We start from the raw sequence: 17,900 nt of genomic DNA, 5'->3' as shown, positions 1-17,900 counted from the left end.
CCGCCCGATTGTCACGATAATCGGGCGGGCTATCAGCTTAGTAGCGGTAGTGCTCGGGCTTGAACGGGCCTTCCACCGGCACGCCGATGTAATCGGCCTGCTGCTGGCTGAGCTTGGTCAGCTTCACGCCCAGCTTGTCGAGATGCAGCGCGGCGACCTTTTCGTCGAGGTGCTTGGGCAGCACGTAGACGTCGTTGTCGTAGCTGTCCGACTTCTCCCACAGCTCCATCTGCGCCAGCACCTGGTTGGTGAAGGAGCAGCTCATCACGAAGCTGGGGTGGCCGGTGGCGCAGGCCAGGTTCACCAGGCGGCCCTTGGCGAGCACGATGATTTCCTTGCCGTCGGGGAACTTCACCAGGTCCGTGCCCGGCTTCAGCTCGGTCCAATCGTAGTTGTCGAGCTGACTGATCTGGATCTCGCTGTCGAAGTGACCGATGTTGCACACGATGGCCATGGGCTTCATGCCCTTCATGTGTTCGGCGGTGATGACGTCCTCGTTGCCGGTGGTGGTGACGAAGATGTCGGCGCGGCCAACCGCGTCTTCCATCGTGGTCACCTCGAACCCGTCCATCGCCGCCTGCAGGGCGCAGATCGGGTCGATCTCGGTCACCAGCACGCGCGCCCCGCCGTTGCGCAGCGACTGGGCGCTGCCCTTGCCGACGTCGCCGAAGCCGGCAACGCAGGCGACCTTGCCCGAGAGCATCACGTCGGTCGCGCGGCGGATGGCGTCGACCAGCGATTCGCGGCAACCGTAGAGGTTGTCGAACTTCGACTTGGTCACGCTGTCGTTCACGTTGATCGCGGGGAACGGCAGCTTGCCCTTCTTGGCGAGCTGGTAGAGGCGATGGACGCCGGTGGTGGTCTCTTCCGAGACGCCCTTCAGGTTCTTGACCGTCTGCGTCAGGTAGCCGGGCTTCTTCTGCAGGAAGGCCTTCAGCGCGCGCTGGAACTCGACTTCCTCGGCGTTGCCGGGCTCGGGCAGGTCCTCACCCGCCTCGACCCGCGCGCCCCACAGGGCGAACATAGTGGCATCGCCGCCATCGTCGAGGATGAGGTTGGCCGTCGTGCCTTCGCCATGGCCTTCCCAGTCGAAGATGTGGCCGACGTAGTCCCAGTACTCGGCAAGGCTCTCGCCCTTCACGGCGAACACCGGGATGTCCTGCGCGGCGATGGCGGCGGCGGCATGATCCTGGGTGGAGAAGATGTTGCAGGTGGCCCAGCGGACCTCGGCGCCGAGCGCGGTCAGCGTCTCGATCAGCACGGCGGTCTGGATGGTCATGTGCAGCGAGCCGGTGATGCGCGCGCCCTTCAGCGGCTGCGACGCGCCGAATTCCTCGCGCGTGGCCATCAGGCCGGGCATCTCGGTCTCGGCGATGTTGATCTCGGCGCGGCCGTAGTCGGCGAACGCGATGTCCTTGACGATATAGTCGGTGAATGCGGCGTCGGCCACGGGCAGCTCCTTGGGTTCGATGGGGTGTGGCGCTGCCGGGGCTCCGTGCAGCGTGGATGTTGACGCGCGCCATAGAGGGGGGCGCGCGGGGCGTAAACCCCTGCCTTTTGGTCCGGCCTTGCCGGGCAAGCCTGCGCTTTATCCTGCCCTTGTGCCCAGCCCCGCCGCGCCTATCTGAGGCACACCTCTTTTCCAAGCGAAGGACGACACGACATGACCATTGCCAAGGGCGACAAGCTTCCCGACGTCAAGCTGACCAAGGCCACCCCGGACGGACCCGAAGCGGTCCAGTCGAGCGACTTCTTCGCCGGCCGCAAGGTGGCGCTGTTCGCCGTGCCCGGTGCCTACACCCCGACCTGCTCGGCCAAGCACCTGCCCGGTTTCGTCGAGAACGCGGAGGCGCTGAAGGCCAAGGGCGTGGACGAGATCGCCTGCACCAGCGTGAACGACGCCTTCGTCATGAGCGCCTGGAACAAGACCGACGGTTCGGACGACATCACCATGCTGGCCGACGGCAGCGGCGACTTCGCCAAGGCGCTGGGCCTCGACGCCGATTTCTCCGCCTACGGCATGGGTCAGCGTTCCAATCGCTACTCGATGATCGTCGACGACGGCGTGGTGACCGAGCTGAATGTCGAGGGGCCGGGCGAATTTGGCGTCTCCGGCGCGGAGCACATGCTCGGCCAACTCTGACATTGTTCCAGTTTTTTTGGAAAAGGGGCGTCGTAACGGCGCCCCTTTTTTATCCGATCGACGCGCCTTTCCCATCGCGGCCGCGATTCCGAGCCTGCGATTGATTGACCTTTCTTCGGGGCCATTGCGTGCTGCGAAGCGTAGGACTGTCATGACCCTTTATCAGACTCGCGCCGGTAGCGGCGCGCCACTCCTCCTGGTCCACGGCCTGGGAGGGAGCACCCGCTCCTGGGACAGCATCTCGCCTGCCCTCTCGCGGGAGCGGGAGGTCATCGCCGTTGACCTGCCAGGACACGGCAAGTCGCCGGCGGAGGACGATAGCGGCACGTTCGAGGGGCTCGCGCGGAGCCTCGAGCGCTGGATCGAGCAACAGAACCTTACAGGAGTCGATCTCGTGGGAAGCTCGCTCGGCGGTCGGCTGGTGCTGGAAATGGCGAGGCGCGGCACGGCGGGCGCTGTCGTCGCTCTCGACCCGGGCGGGTTCTGGAAGGGGTGGGAGCGGACATTCTTCAAGTCCACGATCACCGCATCGATCGCGCTCGTAAGAGCTCTGCAACCGGCGATCCCGGCGATCGTGAAGAACGTCGCTGGTCGAACCGCCCTGATGGCGCAGCTTTCGGCGCGACCCTGGGCCCTCGACCCAAGTATCATCGCCACCGAATTGAAGACCTTCGCCAACACCGAGACCTTCAACGCGCTGGTCAAGGATCTTGCGGCCGGTCCACGGCAGCAGGGCCCCTCAAAAACGGGACGTCCCATCGTCATCGGATGGGGAAAGAAGGATCGGCTATGCCTGCCACGACAAGCCAGTCGCGCGATGACTGCCTTTCCGGGCGCAACCCTGCATTGGTTCGAAGGAAGCGGGCACTTTCCGATGTGGGATCAGCCGCAGGAAAGCATCCGCCTCATCCTTGATACGACCGGACGAAACGTCGCCGGACATTAAATTCCGGAAGAAATCATAGGCGAATTATCCCGAGAAACTCGCTGCGCTGGCAAACTTGGCGTGCGGCTCAATCGTCCCAGCTCACGTTCACGCCTAGGCTGTCGATATTGTCGACGAAGTTGGGATGCGCGCGGCGGATGGGGTCGGCGTCGAGGATCGTGCTCTCCCCGTCGATGCTGGCCGCCACCATCAGCATCGCGATGGCGACGCGGATGATGTAGGGACTCGTCACCGTCGCGGGCACCAGCTTGTCGCCGCCGAAGGTGATGAGGCGGTGCGGGTCGCACAGCAGGGTGTGCGCGCCGAAAAGGCTGAGCTCTGTGTGCCAGGTGAGCCCGCCTTCGTAGACCTTGTTCCAGAACATCGTCTGCCCCTTGGCCTTCACCCCCAACGCGATGAAGATCGGCAGCAGGTCGGCGGGAATGTAGGGCCAGGGCGCGGCCTCGACCTTGGTGGTCAGATGGCTGGTGAAGTTCTGCTGCACCACCAGCTGTTCGGGCGCGTCCAGGCGGCTCCAGCCGTCCTTGTGCTCGACGTGGGCGCCGAACTTCTCGAACGTGCGGTCGATCAGCATGAAATCCTCGGGCCGCGTGTTGCGCACCGAAATGTCGCCCCCGGTCACCGCGGCCAGCGCCATGAAGGTGGCGACCTCGTGGAAATCCTCAACGAAGGTGTAGTCGACCTCGTTGAAGGTCGCCCCGCCCTCGATCGAGACCATCGAGGTGCCCTTGCCGCGTATCGTTGCGCCCATCTGCTCGAGGAAAGTGCACATCTCCTGCACGTGCGGCTCGCAAGCGGCGTTGACGATCTGGCTGGTGCCCTTGGCGGTAAGGGCGCTGATGATGAAGTTCTCGGTGGTGGTGACGCTGGCGTATTCGAGCCACATCCGCGCGCTTTCCACCTTGCCGGTGTTGCGGAAGACGATGTCCTTGCCTTCGTAACTGGTCTCCGCGCCGAAGGCCTTAAACACTTGCACGTGCGGATCGATCTCGCGCGCGCCCAGCGTGCAGCCCTTGACCTCGTGCTCCAGCCGCGCCTCGCCGAGCCGGGTCAGCAGGCCGGGGATCATCATGATGCTGGCACGCATGGCCTGGGGCAGTTTGGCCTTGGCATTGGAGGGGATGGTCGAATGGTCGATGCGCAACGTCTTTGCTGCCTTGTCCCAGTCGACCGTGCTGCCGAGTTCCGAGAAGAAGGCGTGGATGCGCGTGACGTCGGTGATCTCGGGCACGTTGCGCAGCATGATCGGCGCGTCGCTGAGCAGTGTCGCGCACAGCACCGGCAGCACGGCGTTCTTGTTGGCCGAAGGGTCGATCCTGCCGACCAGTTTCTGTCCACCCCTCACGCGCAGCGATGCCATTCGTCGTCCCTTACCTGTAAATCGTATTGAGCGAGGCTTAGTAGCCCATCAGTCGCAGCACTTCCTCGCGACTCTTCGAATCGCTGCGGAAGGTGCCCATGACGCGGCTCGTTACCATGCCCACGCCCGGCGTCCGAACGCCGCGCGCGGTCATGCAGGCATGGCTCGCCTCGATCACCACCGCCACGCCGCGCGGGTGCAAGTTGTCCCAGATACACTGGGCGACCTCGGCGGTCAGCCGCTCCTGGATCTGCAAGCGCCGGGCGAAGCCGTGCAGCACGCGCGCCAGCTTGGAAATGCCGACAACGTGGTCCGTCGGCAGGTAGGCGATCGCCGCCTTGCCGATGATCGGGGCCATGTGGTGCTCGCAATGGCTCTGGAACGGAATGTCCTTCAGCAGCACGATCTCGTCGTAGCCACCCACTTCCTCGAACACTCGACTTAGGTGGCTGGCGGGATCCTCAGTGTAGCCGAGGCAGTATTCCTTCCACGCCCGCGCGACCCGCGCAGGGGTGTCGAGAAGGCCCTCGCGCGAAGGATCGTCGCCGGCCCATTCGATCAGCGTGCGGATGGCATCCTGCACGTGCTCGGGCACGGGAGGCTTGGCTGAGCCGTCGGGACGGCGGGGATCGTCTTCGTCGGGGCCGACCAGGCTACTCATCGCCGTCCTTGCGCTTCTGCTTGCGTTTCAACCGCGCCCTTGCCCGCGACAGCAGCGATCCGCGACGGAACAATCCGCGCCGCTCATCGTGCAGTGTGAACATTTCATCCGGGCTTTCCGGATCGAGCGTCTGGCGCTGCGCCATATCCGCCAAAAGGCCGTCGGGCAATTCCGGGTTGAAAGGGCGCAGGTGCCTGTGCGCGCGGTCACCGGCGGCGGCGATCAGCGCGGCCATCGATCCGCCGTGCCGCTCCAGCGCCTCGCCCGCATTCTCCTCGCGGATGCCCAGATGCTCGGCCAGCAGGGACAGGCGCAGCTTGTGGATCGTTTCGCAGGCCTTTTCGTTGCCGGGCCGCTCGCAGTCGATGAACACGTCGCATTCGCTGTCGAGGCCGAGCGAGCGGTTGTTCATGTTGGCCGAGCCGATGCGCAGGATACGATCGTCGATGATCGTCAGCTTGGCGTGGACGTAGATGTTCTGCTCGCCCGAATAGGGCACGTAGATGTGGAAGCAGTCATCCTTGTCGAGCTCCTGCAATGACTGGATAAGCTCGGCGCGCGCGGGCGACATCGCCTGCTCCTCCAGCCATCCTTCCGCCATTTCCGGCATGACGATCACGATCTCGGGCGGATCGGGCTCGGCCAGCCGCTTGGCGATGGCCTCGCAGATCACCCTGCTGGTGAGGTACTGGTTCTCGGCGTAGATGAAGTTGCGCGCAGAGGCGATCTGGCGGACGAACAGCTGCTCGATCTCGTCCACCGCAGGGCAGCCGTCGTATTCGGCGCGAGTGCGGGCGATGCCGATCTCCACGTCCTCGAAATGCGCCTCGAGATTGTCGGGCCAGGCGCTTTCACTGCCAGTGTCTGGCACATCGAGCGGTGGGCCACCGGCGCGCGACCACCGCGCGCGGCCGAGCGCCTCCAGCTCGCCCGCCACGTCCCCTTCCAGCATCATTGTGACGTCGTGCCAGGGCTTGTATGCCTTGCCGTTGGGCCGACGGCGACGCTTGTCGTGTTCCTTGTGCTCGCGCGTGTCCCAGCGCGCGGCGGTGAGGTCGATGCCGCCGCACACGGCAAACCCGTTGTCGATGACGACGATCTTCTGGTGATGCGAGCAGCCGACCGGGTGCTTGGTGTCGAACTTGAAGTCGATCCCGTCGGCGCGCCACCAGCGATAGAGGTCGAGCAGCATGGCCCCGCGAAAGGCGAACTGCATCATGCCCACGTGCCACTTGAGGATGCGAATCTCCAGGCCGGGGCGATGGCGGGCCAGCCACAGGATGAAGCTGCCGAGCCGTACCGGGTATTCGCGCTTCCAGCCCTTCTGCCACCAGCGGCGACCACGGCTGAGATGAATGCGGGTGTCGAAATCCCAGCCGATCAGCATGATGCGCTTCTGCGCCTTCAGCATGGCCTGCTGGATCAGGTCGAAATAGTCCTCACCGTCGATGACCACGCGCACGCGGCTGGCCCGGGCATAACGCCAGACCGCGGGATCGGTGGATGCATCGTCGAATCCCTCGACATCGTATTCGAATGCCAAATGTGCCTCCCGTCGAACGCCGCCTATGCCTTGGCGTCTTCCATCTTCTCCGGAGTGACCTCGGCGCTCGCCTTTTCTTCGGCCTTCCGGCGCTCGAAGACCTTGCGCATATGCTCGCGATCCTCGTCGGTCAGGTGCTTTTCGAAGTCGGGGAAGTGCTCTTCCTCCTCCTCATCGATGTGATGGCGATAATCGTGGTCGAGCTTCTTGAACTTGGTCAGCCATGCCGACGACGACATCTCGGTTGCTGCCAGATCGTTGAGCATTTCCTCGATTTCGTGGTGTTCGGCCACCGAGTGGCGCGTTTCGTCGGTGGTCGGCGGCTTGCGCATCATCGTGGAATAGAGCGCCTGTTCCTCGGCGCTGGCGTGGCCCTTCACCTCTTTGGTGAAGTCTTCGAGCAACTGCTTGCGCTCCTCGCTCTCGCCGCTGGTCCGGGCCATCTTGTCGAGCATCTCGCGGTGCAGGTCGTGATCTTCCTTGAGGCGGGCAAAAATGTCTTCGGACATGGGATGGGCTCCTGAGCGGTCGTGTGCCCTACAATGGGTGGGCTTCACGCCGGTTCCGATGGCGAACGGGTTCCCGGGCCACGGCCGGTATCGCCGATGCAAAAAAGGGACCGACCCCTTCCGGGGCCAGTCCCTTTTTATGGCGCGCCCGGAAGGATTCGAACCTCCGACCGCTCGGTTCGTAGCCGAGTACTCTATCCAGCTGAGCTACGGGCGCGCTTGATGAGCGGGCGCATACGGGGGTCGTCGCGGCTTGGCAAGGCCCTTACGATCGATTGTTTCGCAATGCGTCAAGCAGCGCCCGGTCCATCGGCGCGAGCGGCAGGGCGGCAGCTTCCTCCGGCGTGAGCCAGCGCCACGCCTGGCCGTCCATGCCGCGCGGACTGAGGCCGGGCTGGCGGCTGGTGTAAAGAAGCAGGACAATAGGGATTGGCCCGTGCTGCTCGGCAAACCCCGCCGGTTGCAGCGCCTGCGGATCAACCATGATGCCGAGCTCCTCTGCGATCTCGCGCACCAGCGCATCGCGCGGAATCTCGCCGTTTTCGACCTGGCCACCGGGAAATTCCCAAAGGCCGCCGTGATGCTTGCCCGGCAGCCGTTGCTGCATCAGCAGGCGGCCCTGCGCATCGACCAGGGCAAGCGCCACCACGGTCAGGAATGTCGGATTTTTTTGCACCTTAACCTACGTGCTCAACCTCTTGTTAGCACCTGATTGCGTAATTCCCCGGTATCGAACTGACCAGGAACCGACCGCGTGGTGGCCAAGACTTTCTTCCGGCGAATTCTCGAAGACACTCGCGGTGCCACCGCGGTGGAATACGGGCTGATCGTCGCGCTGATCGTCATCGCCATGATCACCTCGCTGCAGGGCCTCGCCAATTCAACGATCGATATGTGGAACGGGATCGAGACCAAGGTCAACGCCTCGAACGACAAACTCGATTAGGAATTTTTCAAGAATTTTCCCTTAGTCGGGAGAATAGCTCGACCGGCATTACGGAAGAGCCGGGTAACGAAGACCAGAGACCAGGAGACACTACATGACCTTCTTCAAGAACCTCGTCCGCGACGAACAGGGTGCCACCGCCATCGAGTACGGCCTTATTGCCGCCCTCATCGCCGTCGCCGCCATCACGGCGATGCAGAGCCTCGGCGAAGAGCTGAGCACGACCTTCAACAACGTCAGCACCGAGCTGACCGAAGCGAACACGGCCAACGCCTAATCGCTGACGGCATAACGCCAAAAAGAGGGGCGGCAGGGAAACCTGCCGCCCTTTTTTTTTGGCGTCCGGGAAAGCCGGGAGGGGCACGCGCGCCCTCCCCCTTTCCTCTCGGTCAGTTGGACCGGACGACGATCTTGTAGCGCTGGCCCGGCACGACCTGCTGGTTGCCGGTCAAGCCGTTCAGCACGCGGAAGCGGGCTTCCTGCGCGTCGGTATAGGCCATGCGGCGCGAGAGCGTGGCGACCGAATCGCCGCCGCCCGCCTGCACGATGTCGATCCGGCGCGGCACGACGTTGCCTGCTTCCTGCGCGCTGATTCTCCGCATCGACTGGTAGAGCGAGTTGAAAACGCCCGCCTGGCCCGCCGGGGTGATCGACTGGAAGTGGTAGGCCTGGCCGCCACCGAAGTCGTAGGCGAATACCGTTACGTCGACCTGCTGCTGCCCATTGTTGACGCGGGCGGTGCCGTAGGCGGCAGGGATGCCGTTGACGTTCGTGGTCTGGATGGCGGAAGGCACGATCTGCGCCTGCTGCCCGCCGAGCGCGGCGAAGACCGAGCGGACGTAGCTGTCGAGGTTGCCGGTATACTGCGCGGTCGTCAGCTGCGCGCGGCCGCCGTCGCCGTTCACGCTCACGGCACGCGTGCCGTTGATCATGTAATAGCCCTGCGGCGCGGTGAAGCTCAGGCGCAGCGTCGGGTGGATGAACTGGCGGCCCTCGATCACGCCCTGCTGCGGATCGTCGCCGTAGATCATGCCGTCGATGCGGCTGAGGAAGGTGTCGCGGTTGGTCACGCCCGTCGCGTTGCCCGCCATCTGCATGGCGTTCTGCACGCGGCTTGCAGGATCGGGGTGCGTGCTCGCCCACTCGGGGATCGTCGCGTTGTCGCGGCCCTGCAGCTGCGCATCGAGCTGGTTCTGCATGGCGAGGCTCTGCAGCAGCGTTCCCATGGCGTGCGGATCGTAGCCCGCGGAATTCAGGTAGCGGATGCCGAGCTGGTCCGCCTCCAGCTCCTGGTTGCGCGAATAGCTGAGCGTGAGCAGCTGCGAGCCCTGAAGGGCGGCCTGCGACAGCTGCTGGCCCAGCGGATTGTTGCCGCCGAGCAGGATGCTGGAGAGGATGGCAAGGCCCACGCCGCCCAGCTGGTTGCGCTGCGCCGCAGCCTGACGCCGGGCCGAGTGGCGCGCCGCGACGTGGCCGACCTCGTGGCCGAGCACGGCGGCCAGTTCCGCCTCGTTGTTCATCAGGTTCACCAGCTGGCGCGTGGCGTAGACGTAGCCGCCGGGCACGGCGAAGGCGTTGTTCACGCTGGAATTCAGCAGCGTCACGTCGAAGGCACCGGGGGTGCTGGCGAGGCCGGACTGGACGGCGATGTTCTGGCCGACCTGCTGCACGTACTGGGCCTGCGGACCGGTCATCTCGCCGCCGAACTCGGCCACGAACTGCTCGTGATACTGCGCGCCCTGCTGCGCCTCGGCCTGGGTGATGGGGGAGCCGGCGGGCACGTTGGCGCCCGGCACGGTGGCGCAGGCGGCCATCGTCAGCGAGCCCGCGCCGATCAGCGCGAGGGTCTTGAACTTGCGAATTAGCGGGTGCGACGGGTGCGACATGGTGCCTTGGCTCCTCGAAACGGTGCCGGGCGGAACGGCCGCCCGGTCAATGATTTCGAGAACCTACGCCCCGCCCCGATGTTCCCGGCGCAAGGGCCCGGTCAGAGATCGTGGCCGATGGCAAGGAAGCGTTCCTCGCGCTGGCGGCGGAGTTCGTCGGGCGAGAAACCGGCCAGAGTGTCCAGCTCCTCGCCGATGGCCTCGACCAGCGCCGCGATGGCCGCGCCCGGATCGCGCTGGGCACCGCCGAGCGGCTCCTTCACGATGCGGTCGATCACCTTGAGTTGCAGAAGGTTCTGTGCCGTCAGCTTCATCGCCTCTGCCGCCTGCGGGGCCTTTTCCGCCGTGCGCCAGAGAATCGAGGCGCAGCCTTCGGGCGAGATCACCGAATAGACCGCGTGCTCGAACATCAGCACGCGCTCGGCGCTCGCCAGCGCGACCGCGCCGCCCGAACCGCCCTCGCCCACGATGGCAGCGACCATCGGCACGCCCAGTGCCAGGCACGCCTCGGTGCTGCGGGCGATGGCCTCGGCCTGTCCGCGCTCCTCCGCCTCGATGCCGGGGAAGGCGCCGGAGGTATCCACCAGCGTCACCACCGGCAGGCCGAAGCGGTCGGCCAGTTCCATCAGGCGGATCGCCTTGCGATAGCCTTCGGGCTTGCCCATGCCGAAATTGTGCTTGATGCGGCTCTCGGTATCGTGGCCCTTCTCGTGCCCGATCAGCACCACCTTGCGGCCCTGCATGGTGGCAAGACCGCCCATGATCGCCTGGTCGTCGCCGTAGAGGCGATCGCCGCCAAGCGGCATGAAATGCTCGAACCCTTGCGCCACATAGTCGCGGAAATGCGGACGGCCCGGATGGCGCGCCACCTGCGTCTTCTGCCACGGGGTCAGGCCCGAATAGGTCGTCTCCAGCAGCTTCGCGCTCTTCTGTTCGAGCCGTTCGAGCTCCCTGGAGATGTCGGCCAGCCCGTCCTCTCCGGCGGCGGCGCGCAGGTCTGCGATGCGCTGCTCCAACTCGGCGACGGGTTTCTCGAATTCGAGGAAGGAAATCATGGCGCCGCGCTAGCTGCCCCGTGCGCGGCTAGCAAGAGGATGCCGCTCGTTCACCAGCGCCACCAGCCGCGCGGCATCAACGTGGGTATATATCTGCGTGGTGGCGATGTCGGCGTGGCCGAGCAGCGTCTGCAACACGCGAAGGTCCGCCCCGCCCTCCAGCAGGTGCGTGGCAAAGGCATGGCGCAGCACGTGGGGGCTGACCTTGGCCGGATCGATCCCGGCACGCGCCGCCAGCGCGCGCACCAGTTGGAACAGCCGAACGCGCGAGATATGGCCGGTGCGCGAAGGGAAAAGGCAGTCCGAACCGCCGGGGCGCACGGCCATCCAGCGCGACAGCGCCGCCTGCGCCCGGCGTGAGACCGGCACCATGCGTTGCTGGCCGCCCTTGCCGGTGACGGTTAGGAAAGGCGCGTCGCGCGGCACGGCGCCGACCGGCATCGACACCAGCTCGCTCGCGCGCAGGCCCGAGCCGTAGAGCAGTTCGAGCAGAGCCAGCATCCGCACCTCCGCGGCACGCTCTCCCGCCGCCTCGTCTTCCGCCGTGCGCAGCAGGCGTTCAACCTCCTCGTGACCCAGGATCCGCGGCAGGGGGCGGCGGGCCTGCGGTCGCGGGAGGACGGTCGAAGGGTCGTCGTCGCGAAGGCCATCGTCGATGCAGAAACCGTAGAACTGGCGAAGCGCGGAAACCTTGCGCGCCACGCTCGCCGGGGCGAGGTGCGCCCAGGCACCCGTCAGGCGCGCCAATTCGTCGCGGCTCGCAGCAAGCAGGTCACCGGCGACCTCCTCCGCGCCTTCGAGGTCGCGGCGATAGGCGGAAAGCGTGTTCGCCGCCGCCCCGCGCTCGGCGGCGAGCATGGCGAGAAAGGCGTCGATCGCGGCGCTCAAGGCTAGCCCCGCGCCACCGCCTCCGCGGCGATCATCCGGGCTTCCGCGCCGAGGCCGACGCGATTGAGCGCGGCGACGATGTGATAGAGCTGGCGCGGCGTCATCCGCTCCCAGCTTTCGCCCTGCATCCCCAGCCCTGCCAGCAGCGCGACGAGCGCCGGGTTGCGCACCTGCGCCGCGCGGTCGATCTTGCGGCTCCACGCGCTGGCACGGGTAAAGTCGATGCCGTAATCCTCGCCGTAGCTCGCCAGATCGCCCTCATCGAGCCGGCCGAGCCCGGCGAGCCCCGCGACGAGGAAGGCGCCCTTGCGCTTGTCGGCGCTGGCGTCTGCATCGATGAAGTCGTCCACCGCGCCGGTGCTGACCGTCCCGTCGCGCTGCGGCTGTGCCAGCGCGAGCAGGGCCCAGCCGAGGCTTCCCGCGTCCACCGTGTCGCCCCAGCGCAGGGCATTGGCATCGAGCCCGGCGGCCAGCATCGAGGCGATGAGCTGCCCGGCATCGGCCTGCATCGCGTCGCTCACCGGCAGGCGCGCCGCGGCATAGGCGGTGAGGACGGTGCGGCCATAGTCGCCGCCCTCGCCCCAAAGGCTCTTCATGGCAGCCAATCGCTGCGCTGCGGTATTGGCGACATAGGCATCGCGCAGCAGCACCGCGTCGGCCTTTTCGCTCTCCTCGTAGCGGTCGCTGGCGTAGAGCTGGGAGTAGAGATCGACCATCGCCGAGGACGACAGCAGGCCGCTGGCACCGGCCTCGTCCGAGGCGGCGATGCGGTCGGTCAGCGGGCTCGCCGGGATCAGCGGATCGGCAAGGCGGTTGCGCCCTTCGGCGGTAAAGCCTTCAGGCATTTCCACCCCGAGCGCGCGCGCGAGCGCGAAGCGCCACGGCGTCATCTCCTCCCCGCTGGGCCACTCGATATTCACGGCGCGCCCGCCCTCGCCGGCCGCACCGGCGTAACGCTGGGCCAGTCGCACGTCGATCTCCGGCGCGGCGCCGGTGCCCAGCGCCCGGTCGAGCGAGCGTTCGGCGCTGCGCGTTTCCCCGGCATAGGCGGTGCAAATGGCCTTCAGCAGCTGCCAGCCGCCATCCTCGCGCACGTCGCCCTGCAACCGCGCGACCGGGCACATGCCGAGGATGTCGCCCGTGCCGAGATAGGCCTGGAAAGCCGCATCGGTCAGCGCGCGATCATAGTTCGATCCGTCGATGTCCTGCACCAGCGCGCGGGCGACCGCGGCCTCCCCCATGCCGTTCAGCGCGCGGGCACGCAGCGCCGCGAATTCGACCGGGCTCATCCCGGCGGGCGCGTCGAGCCTGCTGGCGAGCGCGCGGCGCAGCAGGATATGCCCCCAGCGCGAGACCAGCGGACCGTCGCTGGCGGCAAGCGCGGCGCGCACCAGGCCGGCAGGCTGGCGGGCGAGCGAGCCGACGGCGAAACCGCCCTCGGCCTGCGACAGCACGCCGACCTGTTCGACCGCGCGGCGGGCGGCGGCGGGAATGTCGTACTTGGGACGCAGGCCGAGCAGCACGTCGAGCTCCTCGGGCTCCATCCGCTGGATCTCGCCGATGGAGGGGAAGCCCGGCGGCAGGTTCAGCCGCGCCCGGGGAGCGGCACCCGCGGAGGGCGCGCGGTAACTGTCGGGCAAGTCCTGCACCACGGGCGAGGAGCCGGGCGCGGTGCTGGCGGTGGGCGCGGGAGTGGGCGCGGGGCTCGCCTGCTCGTCCTGCTGCCCGGCGGCCAGGGCCAGCGTGGAGGTGAGCGCCAGCGCGGCGCCGCCCAGCCACAGGCCTGTGCGCCTCACGACGCGCTCTCCGACACGGCCACCGGCTCCACGATCATGCGCTGTTCCTGCTGCCCGCCGTCGTACCAGGCGATCACCAGCACCCCCGCGAGCACGGCCAGCGCCAGCAGCAGTATCGTCTTGCGCGCCAAATTCATGCCCACCCAGTTCCATGCGACCCGATCACCTCGCGGCGGTTTCCTGTTCCTGCTTGCCCGGACAACCCGGCAAGCGACCTTGCCAGCGCGGTTAGCCCATCTATAGGCCATGCGGCAATGACCATTGCCAAGCACCTGCCCGATGCCGCCACCGTGCGCTCCGTCCGCCAGCGACTGGACCGGCCGCTGGTGCTGGTCGGGATGATGGGCGTGGGCAAGTCCACCGTGGGGCGCAAGCTGGCCGCCGCGCTGGACATGGCCTTCACCGATGCCGACGACGAGATCGTGGAAGCGGCCAACATGCCCATCCGCGACATCTTCGACACCTTCGGCGAGGCCTACTTCCGCGACGGCGAGCGGCGGGTGATCGCGCGGCTGATGGAAGAAGCGGGCTCGGCCAGCGTCATCGCCACCGGCGGCGGCGCCTTCGTCACCGACGAGACCCGCGCGCTCATTCTGGAGAACGCCGTCGCCATCTGGCTGGACGCCGAAACGGATACGCTGGTCGAGCGCGTCAGCCGCAACGACAAGCGGCCGTTGCTGGAAGGCGGCGATACCCGCCAGCTGGTCGCGACCATGCAGGAGGCGCGCAGATCGGCTTACGAACAGGCGCACATTCACGTGGCCAGCGACACCGGGCCGCACCATGTCGCCGTGCGACGCATCGTGGAGAAACTCGACCGATGGCTGGGGTGAACGTCGAACTGGCCGGGCGCGGCTACGAGGTCGCGATCGGTGGCAACCTGCTGCGCGAGGTTGGCGCGCTCGCCCGCCCGCTCCTGCGCAAGACTCGCGTGCCGGTAGTCACCGACGCCAACGTCCACGCCCGCTGGGGCAAGGCGCTGGGCGCGGCGCTGGAGCGCGAGGGGTTCGAGGCGCGGTTCCTGATCCACGAACCCGGCGAAGGCGCGAAGAGCTGGCAGAACCTTGCCCGCACGGTCGAATGGCTGCTGGCCGAGGAGGTCGAGCGCGGCGATCACGTCATCGCCTTCGGCGGCGGCGTGATCGGCGACCTCACGGGCTTTGCCGCCGCCATCCTGAAGCGCGGCTGCGGCTTCATCCAGCTTCCCACCACCCTGCTCGCCCAAGTCGACAGCAGCGTGGGCGGCAAGACGGCGATCAACGCCGGCGCGGGCAAGAACCTGGTCGGCGCCTTCCATCAGCCCGCGCTGGTCGTCGCCGATACCGAGGTTCTCGCCACCCTGCCCGACCGCGAGATGCGCTGCGGCTATGCCGAGGTCATCAAGTACGGGATCCTGGGCGATGCGGACTTCTTCGCCTGGTGCGAGGCGAATGGCGACAAGGTCATCGCGCACGACGAAGCCGCCCTGACGCACGCCGTCACCACCAGCGTCACGGCCAAGGCGCGCATCGTCGCCGAGGACGAGCGCGAGACCACGGGCGCGCGCGCGCTACTGAATCTCGGCCACACCTTCGGTCATGCGCTGGAGGCCGAGACGGACTTCTCCGAACGTCTGTTGCACGGCGAGGCGGTGGCGCTCGGCATGGTGCTGGCGGCGCGCTATTCGGCGCGGCGCGGGCTGATCGGCAACCTTGACGCGGCACGCGTAGCCCGGGCCATCGGCGCCGTCGGCCTGCCCACCGAGATCGCTGCCCTCGGCATCGAATGCGGCGGCGAGGCGCTGGCCGCGCACATGCTGCACGACAAGAAAATGGACGCGGGCACCCTGCCCTTCGTCCTGCTGCGCGGCGTGGGCGAGGCCTTCCTCGACCGCGAGGTGGACATGGCCGACGTGGCCGCATTCCTCGGCGGGCAGCTGCGATCACTAGGAGATGCTAAAAATTCTTCATGAGCCGCACATCTCTGACTTAACTTCGTCGAAGATTTCGACGTAACGCCGGGCGCAAATTTCTAGCGTGAGATTTTCCAGAACATAAGACCGCGGATCGTATGTTCCTGTCTCGAGAGCCGCGAGGAAGATATCAAGTTTCCGGTCAAAATCGCCGATAGAAGCGAACCGATCCCCACACCGCTCGTCGAAATAAGGAACACTGGAAACCGGTCCAAAGTCGACCTTGTCTGGATAATAGGACGGATCAAGCCAGGCCCCTTGCCTGTCCCAAGCCAGAATAGGAACCCCGCTTGAAAGAGCCTGCTGATAGGCTATCCCTTGCGTTTCGTGCTCGCAAAGAAAAATCATCGCTCGCGATCGTGCCAGCAGCGCCCGGTAGTCGTCCTCCCGATAAGATCCGTAGACGATCGTAGAAGACTTGAGGCCGCGAGCCGCAAGCTTATCCAGAAGAGGTTCGACAAGAGTAGCGGCGCGCTGCTCCTTGTCCCACAATACCTTCACATAAACCAAGAAATCGAGGTCGCGCTCACTTGTATCGGGTAGCCAGGAATCCGTATCGATCCCTACAGGCCAGACTTTCAGGCGATCGCCCCAGTACGGCTGACACATCGTTCCCATCCACGGCCCGGGCACGAGGACGCGTCGGATGTCCCAGCGTTCAAGCAGGTTAGGCTGGTCGAATGGATGAGAAAAGGTGGCCGGACCCAAAACGATCGGATTCTTCCACTCGTGAACCTCCAGAAGAAACGCTTTCCCGATCACGCAGGCCAAATCCTCAGGATGGCGGCGTGCATGAGCAAAATCGTTGACGCGGTAGGGAACTCCGATTCGGTCAAGTCCGGCGCACAGATTGAGAAAAACGCGCGTGTGCCCGCCTGGGCGTGCCGGGCCACGAAGTAACCGGCGAAGCGCCCTACGCGCGTAACGGTCCCCTGGGAGCCAACGATCGGGATCTGGCTCTTGGTAGAAAATATTCAATGGTGTCGAAATGGATTTCAAAGACATCATAGCGCGCAGATTACTTCCCAGTCTCGATCTTCAACATTTTTACACCCTCCAACCGAGATGGCCGTACCATGTGGCATTGCAGCGCGGGCATCTGAACATCAATGCTCCGCAGCGGCTTGCATCGGTGGGTCGACCGGCGGGGTATCGGTGAAGATCGCGATTTCGTTTAGCCCGATGCTGTCGGCCCGGCCCCGGTACATCCCGCTGGTGTTGAAGCTGAAAGCCGTCTCGCCGGTTGCCGAGACGACGATCACGCCGCCGTCGCCACCCATTTCGCCGACCTCCACGATCAGCTGGTCCGCCGCCGCCTGCGCGTCCATTCCGGCAAGCCGCATCATGGCGCAGATGCCCTGCGCCACGCCCGCGCGCAGGAAGTATTCGCCCGTGCCGGTGGCGCTGACGGCGCAGGCGCGGTTGTCGGCATAGGTGCCCGCGCCGATCACCGGGGAATCGCCGATGCGGCCCCAGCGCTTGCCGGTCGTGCCACCGGTCGAAGTGCCCGCGGCCAGGTTGCCGCGGACGTCGCGCGCCACCGCGCCCACGGTGCCGTAGCGGTGCTCCTCGTCCTCGTTGAAGCTGACTTGCGGATCGTCCTGCGCGGCGCGGAACTGCTCGAGGCTGTCGCGGCGACGCGGGGTGATGAACCACTCGGTCTCTACCTGCTCAAGCCCGTGGTCGGCGGCGAATTCCTCCGCACCCTCGCCGCTCAGGAAGACGTGACGACCGTCCTCCATGATAGCGCGGGCGAGCAGGATAGGATGGCGCACGTGTGAAAGGCCTGCCGCCGCGCCCGCCTCGCGCGTGTCGCCGCGCATGAAGCTCGCATCGAGAGACACCCCGCCCTCCCAGGTCAGCACCGCGCCGCGTCCGGCGTTGAACAGCGGATCGTCCTCCAGCTTGGTGATGACCGCGACGATCGCGTCCTGCGCCTCGCCGCCGGCGCGCAGCACCTCGGCCCCGGCATCGAGTGCAGCCTGCAGGGCGGCTGTATACTCCGCCTCGCGCTCGGGCGTCATGGCTTCGCGGCTGAGCGTCCCCGCGCCACCGTGGATGGCGATCGACCAGTCGGCCTGCTCCACCTCGTGCGCCGTACCGCTGGCGGGCGTCGCCAGCGCGAGCGCGGAGGCGAGAATTGTCGGAATGCGAGCCATGGATTGCGACCTTTCGGCATGATGTCTGCCGCTTGGTGGCGCGGATGGCCGGGCTTT

At 66.2% G+C, this 17,900-nt stretch carries 19 protein-coding genes and 1 tRNA gene; 6 read left to right on the top strand and 14 right to left on the bottom strand.

The window, feature by feature from the left end:
- Positions 1–37: 37 nt before the first annotated feature.
- Positions 38–1,450: an adenosylhomocysteinase gene (gene ahcY, locus AAW00_RS02725; RefSeq protein WP_420911613.1), complete on the bottom strand. Its 1,413-nt coding sequence runs from the start codon at positions 1,448–1,450 to the stop codon at positions 38–40.
- A 213-nt stretch (positions 1,451–1,663) separates the two neighbouring features.
- Between ahcY and AAW00_RS02720 the strand changes: the two genes are divergently transcribed.
- Positions 1,664–2,143: a peroxiredoxin gene (locus tag AAW00_RS02720; protein ID WP_047002774.1), complete on the top strand. Its 480-nt coding sequence runs from the start codon at positions 1,664–1,666 to the stop codon at positions 2,141–2,143.
- Positions 2,144–2,294: 151 nt separating this feature from the next.
- Positions 2,295–3,089, top strand: a complete 795-nt coding sequence (locus tag AAW00_RS02715; RefSeq protein ID WP_047002773.1) for an alpha/beta fold hydrolase — start codon at positions 2,295–2,297, stop codon at positions 3,087–3,089.
- Positions 3,090–3,156: 67 nt separating this feature from the next.
- Here the strand turns inward: AAW00_RS02715 and AAW00_RS02710 are convergent, their stop codons facing one another.
- From AAW00_RS02710 to AAW00_RS02685, 6 genes are all read right to left on the bottom strand, one after another.
- Positions 3,157–4,449: a UDP-N-acetylglucosamine 1-carboxyvinyltransferase gene (locus AAW00_RS02710; RefSeq protein ID WP_047002772.1), complete on the bottom strand. Its 1,293-nt coding sequence runs from the start codon at positions 4,447–4,449 to the stop codon at positions 3,157–3,159.
- Positions 4,450–4,486: 37 nt separating this feature from the next.
- Positions 4,487–5,110, bottom strand: a complete 624-nt coding sequence (gene folE, locus AAW00_RS02705) for a GTP cyclohydrolase I FolE (protein WP_047002771.1) — start codon at positions 5,108–5,110, stop codon at positions 4,487–4,489.
- Positions 5,103–6,653 (bottom strand): phospholipase D-like domain-containing protein, encoded by a 1,551-nt coding sequence (locus AAW00_RS02700; protein ID WP_047002770.1) that lies wholly within the window; start codon positions 6,651–6,653, stop codon positions 5,103–5,105. The genes folE and AAW00_RS02700 overlap by 8 nt, the downstream gene beginning before the upstream one ends.
- A gap of 23 nt (positions 6,654–6,676) precedes the next feature.
- Positions 6,677–7,162 carry a hemerythrin domain-containing protein gene (locus AAW00_RS02695; protein WP_047002769.1) on the bottom strand — a complete coding sequence of 162 codons (486 nt, stop codon included), beginning with the start codon at positions 7,160–7,162 and terminating at the stop codon, positions 6,677–6,679.
- Between the two features lie 140 nt (positions 7,163–7,302).
- Positions 7,303–7,379 (bottom strand) — tRNA-Arg (locus tag AAW00_RS02690).
- A 48-nt stretch (positions 7,380–7,427) separates the two neighbouring features.
- Entirely contained in the window at positions 7,428–7,838 is a 411-nt protein-coding gene (locus AAW00_RS02685; RefSeq protein ID WP_277619333.1) for a (deoxy)nucleoside triphosphate pyrophosphohydrolase, read from the bottom strand.
- A gap of 78 nt (positions 7,839–7,916) precedes the next feature.
- On the opposite strand from AAW00_RS02685, the gene AAW00_RS02680 reads away from it, so the two are divergent.
- Positions 7,917–8,108: a Flp family type IVb pilin gene (locus AAW00_RS02680; protein WP_047002768.1), complete on the top strand. Its 192-nt coding sequence runs from the start codon at positions 7,917–7,919 to the stop codon at positions 8,106–8,108.
- A gap of 94 nt (positions 8,109–8,202) precedes the next feature.
- Positions 8,203–8,385 carry a Flp family type IVb pilin gene (locus tag AAW00_RS02675; RefSeq protein ID WP_047002767.1) on the top strand — a complete coding sequence of 61 codons (183 nt, stop codon included), beginning with the start codon at positions 8,203–8,205 and terminating at the stop codon, positions 8,383–8,385.
- Between the two features lie 112 nt (positions 8,386–8,497).
- Here AAW00_RS02675 and AAW00_RS02670 read toward each other — a convergent pair whose 3' ends face one another.
- The 5 genes from AAW00_RS02670 to AAW00_RS14845 all read right to left on the bottom strand — a co-directional run bounded on the left by AAW00_RS02670 (position 8,498) and on the right by AAW00_RS14845 (position 13,870).
- Positions 8,498–9,994: a M48 family metalloprotease gene (locus tag AAW00_RS02670; RefSeq protein ID WP_082124889.1), complete on the bottom strand. Its 1,497-nt coding sequence runs from the start codon at positions 9,992–9,994 to the stop codon at positions 8,498–8,500.
- Between the two features lie 101 nt (positions 9,995–10,095).
- Positions 10,096–11,049: an acetyl-CoA carboxylase carboxyltransferase subunit alpha gene (locus tag AAW00_RS02665; protein WP_047002766.1), complete on the bottom strand. Its 954-nt coding sequence runs from the start codon at positions 11,047–11,049 to the stop codon at positions 10,096–10,098.
- A gap of 9 nt (positions 11,050–11,058) precedes the next feature.
- Positions 11,059–11,937 carry a tyrosine recombinase gene (locus tag AAW00_RS02660; RefSeq protein ID WP_082124888.1) on the bottom strand — a complete coding sequence of 293 codons (879 nt, stop codon included), beginning with the start codon at positions 11,935–11,937 and terminating at the stop codon, positions 11,059–11,061.
- A gap of 2 nt (positions 11,938–11,939) precedes the next feature.
- Positions 11,940–13,733, bottom strand: a complete 1,794-nt coding sequence (locus tag AAW00_RS02655) for a hypothetical protein (RefSeq protein ID WP_047002765.1) — start codon at positions 13,731–13,733, stop codon at positions 11,940–11,942.
- Positions 13,730–13,870 (bottom strand): hypothetical protein, encoded by a 141-nt coding sequence (locus tag AAW00_RS14845; RefSeq protein ID WP_156169902.1) that lies wholly within the window; start codon positions 13,868–13,870, stop codon positions 13,730–13,732. The genes AAW00_RS02655 and AAW00_RS14845 overlap by 4 nt, the downstream gene beginning before the upstream one ends.
- Positions 13,871–13,987: 117 nt before the next feature.
- On the opposite strand from AAW00_RS14845, the gene AAW00_RS02650 reads away from it, so the two are divergent.
- Together AAW00_RS02650 and aroB are read left to right on the top strand one after the other, a co-directional pair.
- Positions 13,988–14,566 carry a shikimate kinase gene (locus AAW00_RS02650; RefSeq protein WP_047002764.1) on the top strand — a complete coding sequence of 193 codons (579 nt, stop codon included), beginning with the start codon at positions 13,988–13,990 and terminating at the stop codon, positions 14,564–14,566.
- Positions 14,554–15,684: a 3-dehydroquinate synthase gene (aroB, locus tag AAW00_RS02645; RefSeq protein ID WP_047002763.1), complete on the top strand. Its 1,131-nt coding sequence runs from the start codon at positions 14,554–14,556 to the stop codon at positions 15,682–15,684. The genes AAW00_RS02650 and aroB overlap by 13 nt, the downstream gene beginning before the upstream one ends.
- Here the strand turns inward: aroB and AAW00_RS02640 are convergent.
- Together AAW00_RS02640 and AAW00_RS02635 are read right to left on the bottom strand one after the other, a co-directional pair.
- A complete protein-coding gene (locus AAW00_RS02640) occupies positions 15,679–16,683 on the bottom strand; it encodes a glycosyltransferase (RefSeq protein ID WP_206539311.1) in 1,005 nt (334 codons plus the stop codon). The genes aroB and AAW00_RS02640 overlap by 6 nt on opposite strands.
- A gap of 107 nt (positions 16,684–16,790) precedes the next feature.
- Positions 16,791–17,843: an isoaspartyl peptidase/L-asparaginase family protein gene (locus tag AAW00_RS02635; RefSeq protein ID WP_082124887.1), complete on the bottom strand. Its 1,053-nt coding sequence runs from the start codon at positions 17,841–17,843 to the stop codon at positions 16,791–16,793.
- Positions 17,844–17,900 lie beyond the last annotated feature (57 nt).

The sequence above is a fragment of the Aurantiacibacter luteus genome (assembly GCF_001010945.1).
GTDB lineage: Bacteria > Pseudomonadota > Alphaproteobacteria > Sphingomonadales > Sphingomonadaceae > Alteraurantiacibacter > Alteraurantiacibacter luteus.
The sequence above is the reverse complement of the archived record's forward strand: the minus strand, read 5'-3'. Positions and strand labels throughout refer to the sequence as shown.

Coding starts and splice junctions, on each gene's coding strand:
- AAW00_RS02720 (WP_047002774.1), top strand. CDS start 1,664: ATGACCATTGCCAAGGGCGACAAGCTTCCCGACGTCAAGCTGACCAAG.
- AAW00_RS02715 (WP_047002773.1), top strand. CDS start 2,295: ATGACCCTTTATCAGACTCGCGCCGGTAGCGGCGCGCCACTCCTCCTG.
- AAW00_RS02710 (WP_047002772.1), bottom strand. CDS start 4,449: ATGGCATCGCTGCGCGTGAGGGGTGGACAGAAACTGGTCGGCAGGATC.
- folE (WP_047002771.1), bottom strand. CDS start 5,110: ATGAGTAGCCTGGTCGGCCCCGACGAAGACGATCCCCGCCGTCCCGAC.
- AAW00_RS02695 (WP_047002769.1), bottom strand. CDS start 7,162: ATGTCCGAAGACATTTTTGCCCGCCTCAAGGAAGATCACGACCTGCAC.
- AAW00_RS02675 (WP_047002767.1), top strand. CDS start 8,203: ATGACCTTCTTCAAGAACCTCGTCCGCGACGAACAGGGTGCCACCGCC.
- AAW00_RS02670 (WP_082124889.1), bottom strand. CDS start 9,994: ATGTCGCACCCGTCGCACCCGCTAATTCGCAAGTTCAAGACCCTCGCG.
- AAW00_RS02665 (WP_047002766.1), bottom strand. CDS start 11,049: ATGATTTCCTTCCTCGAATTCGAGAAACCCGTCGCCGAGTTGGAGCAG.
- AAW00_RS14845 (WP_156169902.1), bottom strand. CDS start 13,870: ATGAATTTGGCGCGCAAGACGATACTGCTGCTGGCGCTGGCCGTGCTC.
- AAW00_RS02650 (WP_047002764.1), top strand. CDS start 13,988: ATGACCATTGCCAAGCACCTGCCCGATGCCGCCACCGTGCGCTCCGTC.
- aroB (WP_047002763.1), top strand. CDS start 14,554: ATGGCTGGGGTGAACGTCGAACTGGCCGGGCGCGGCTACGAGGTCGCG.
- AAW00_RS02635 (WP_082124887.1), bottom strand. CDS start 17,843: ATGGCTCGCATTCCGACAATTCTCGCCTCCGCGCTCGCGCTGGCGACG.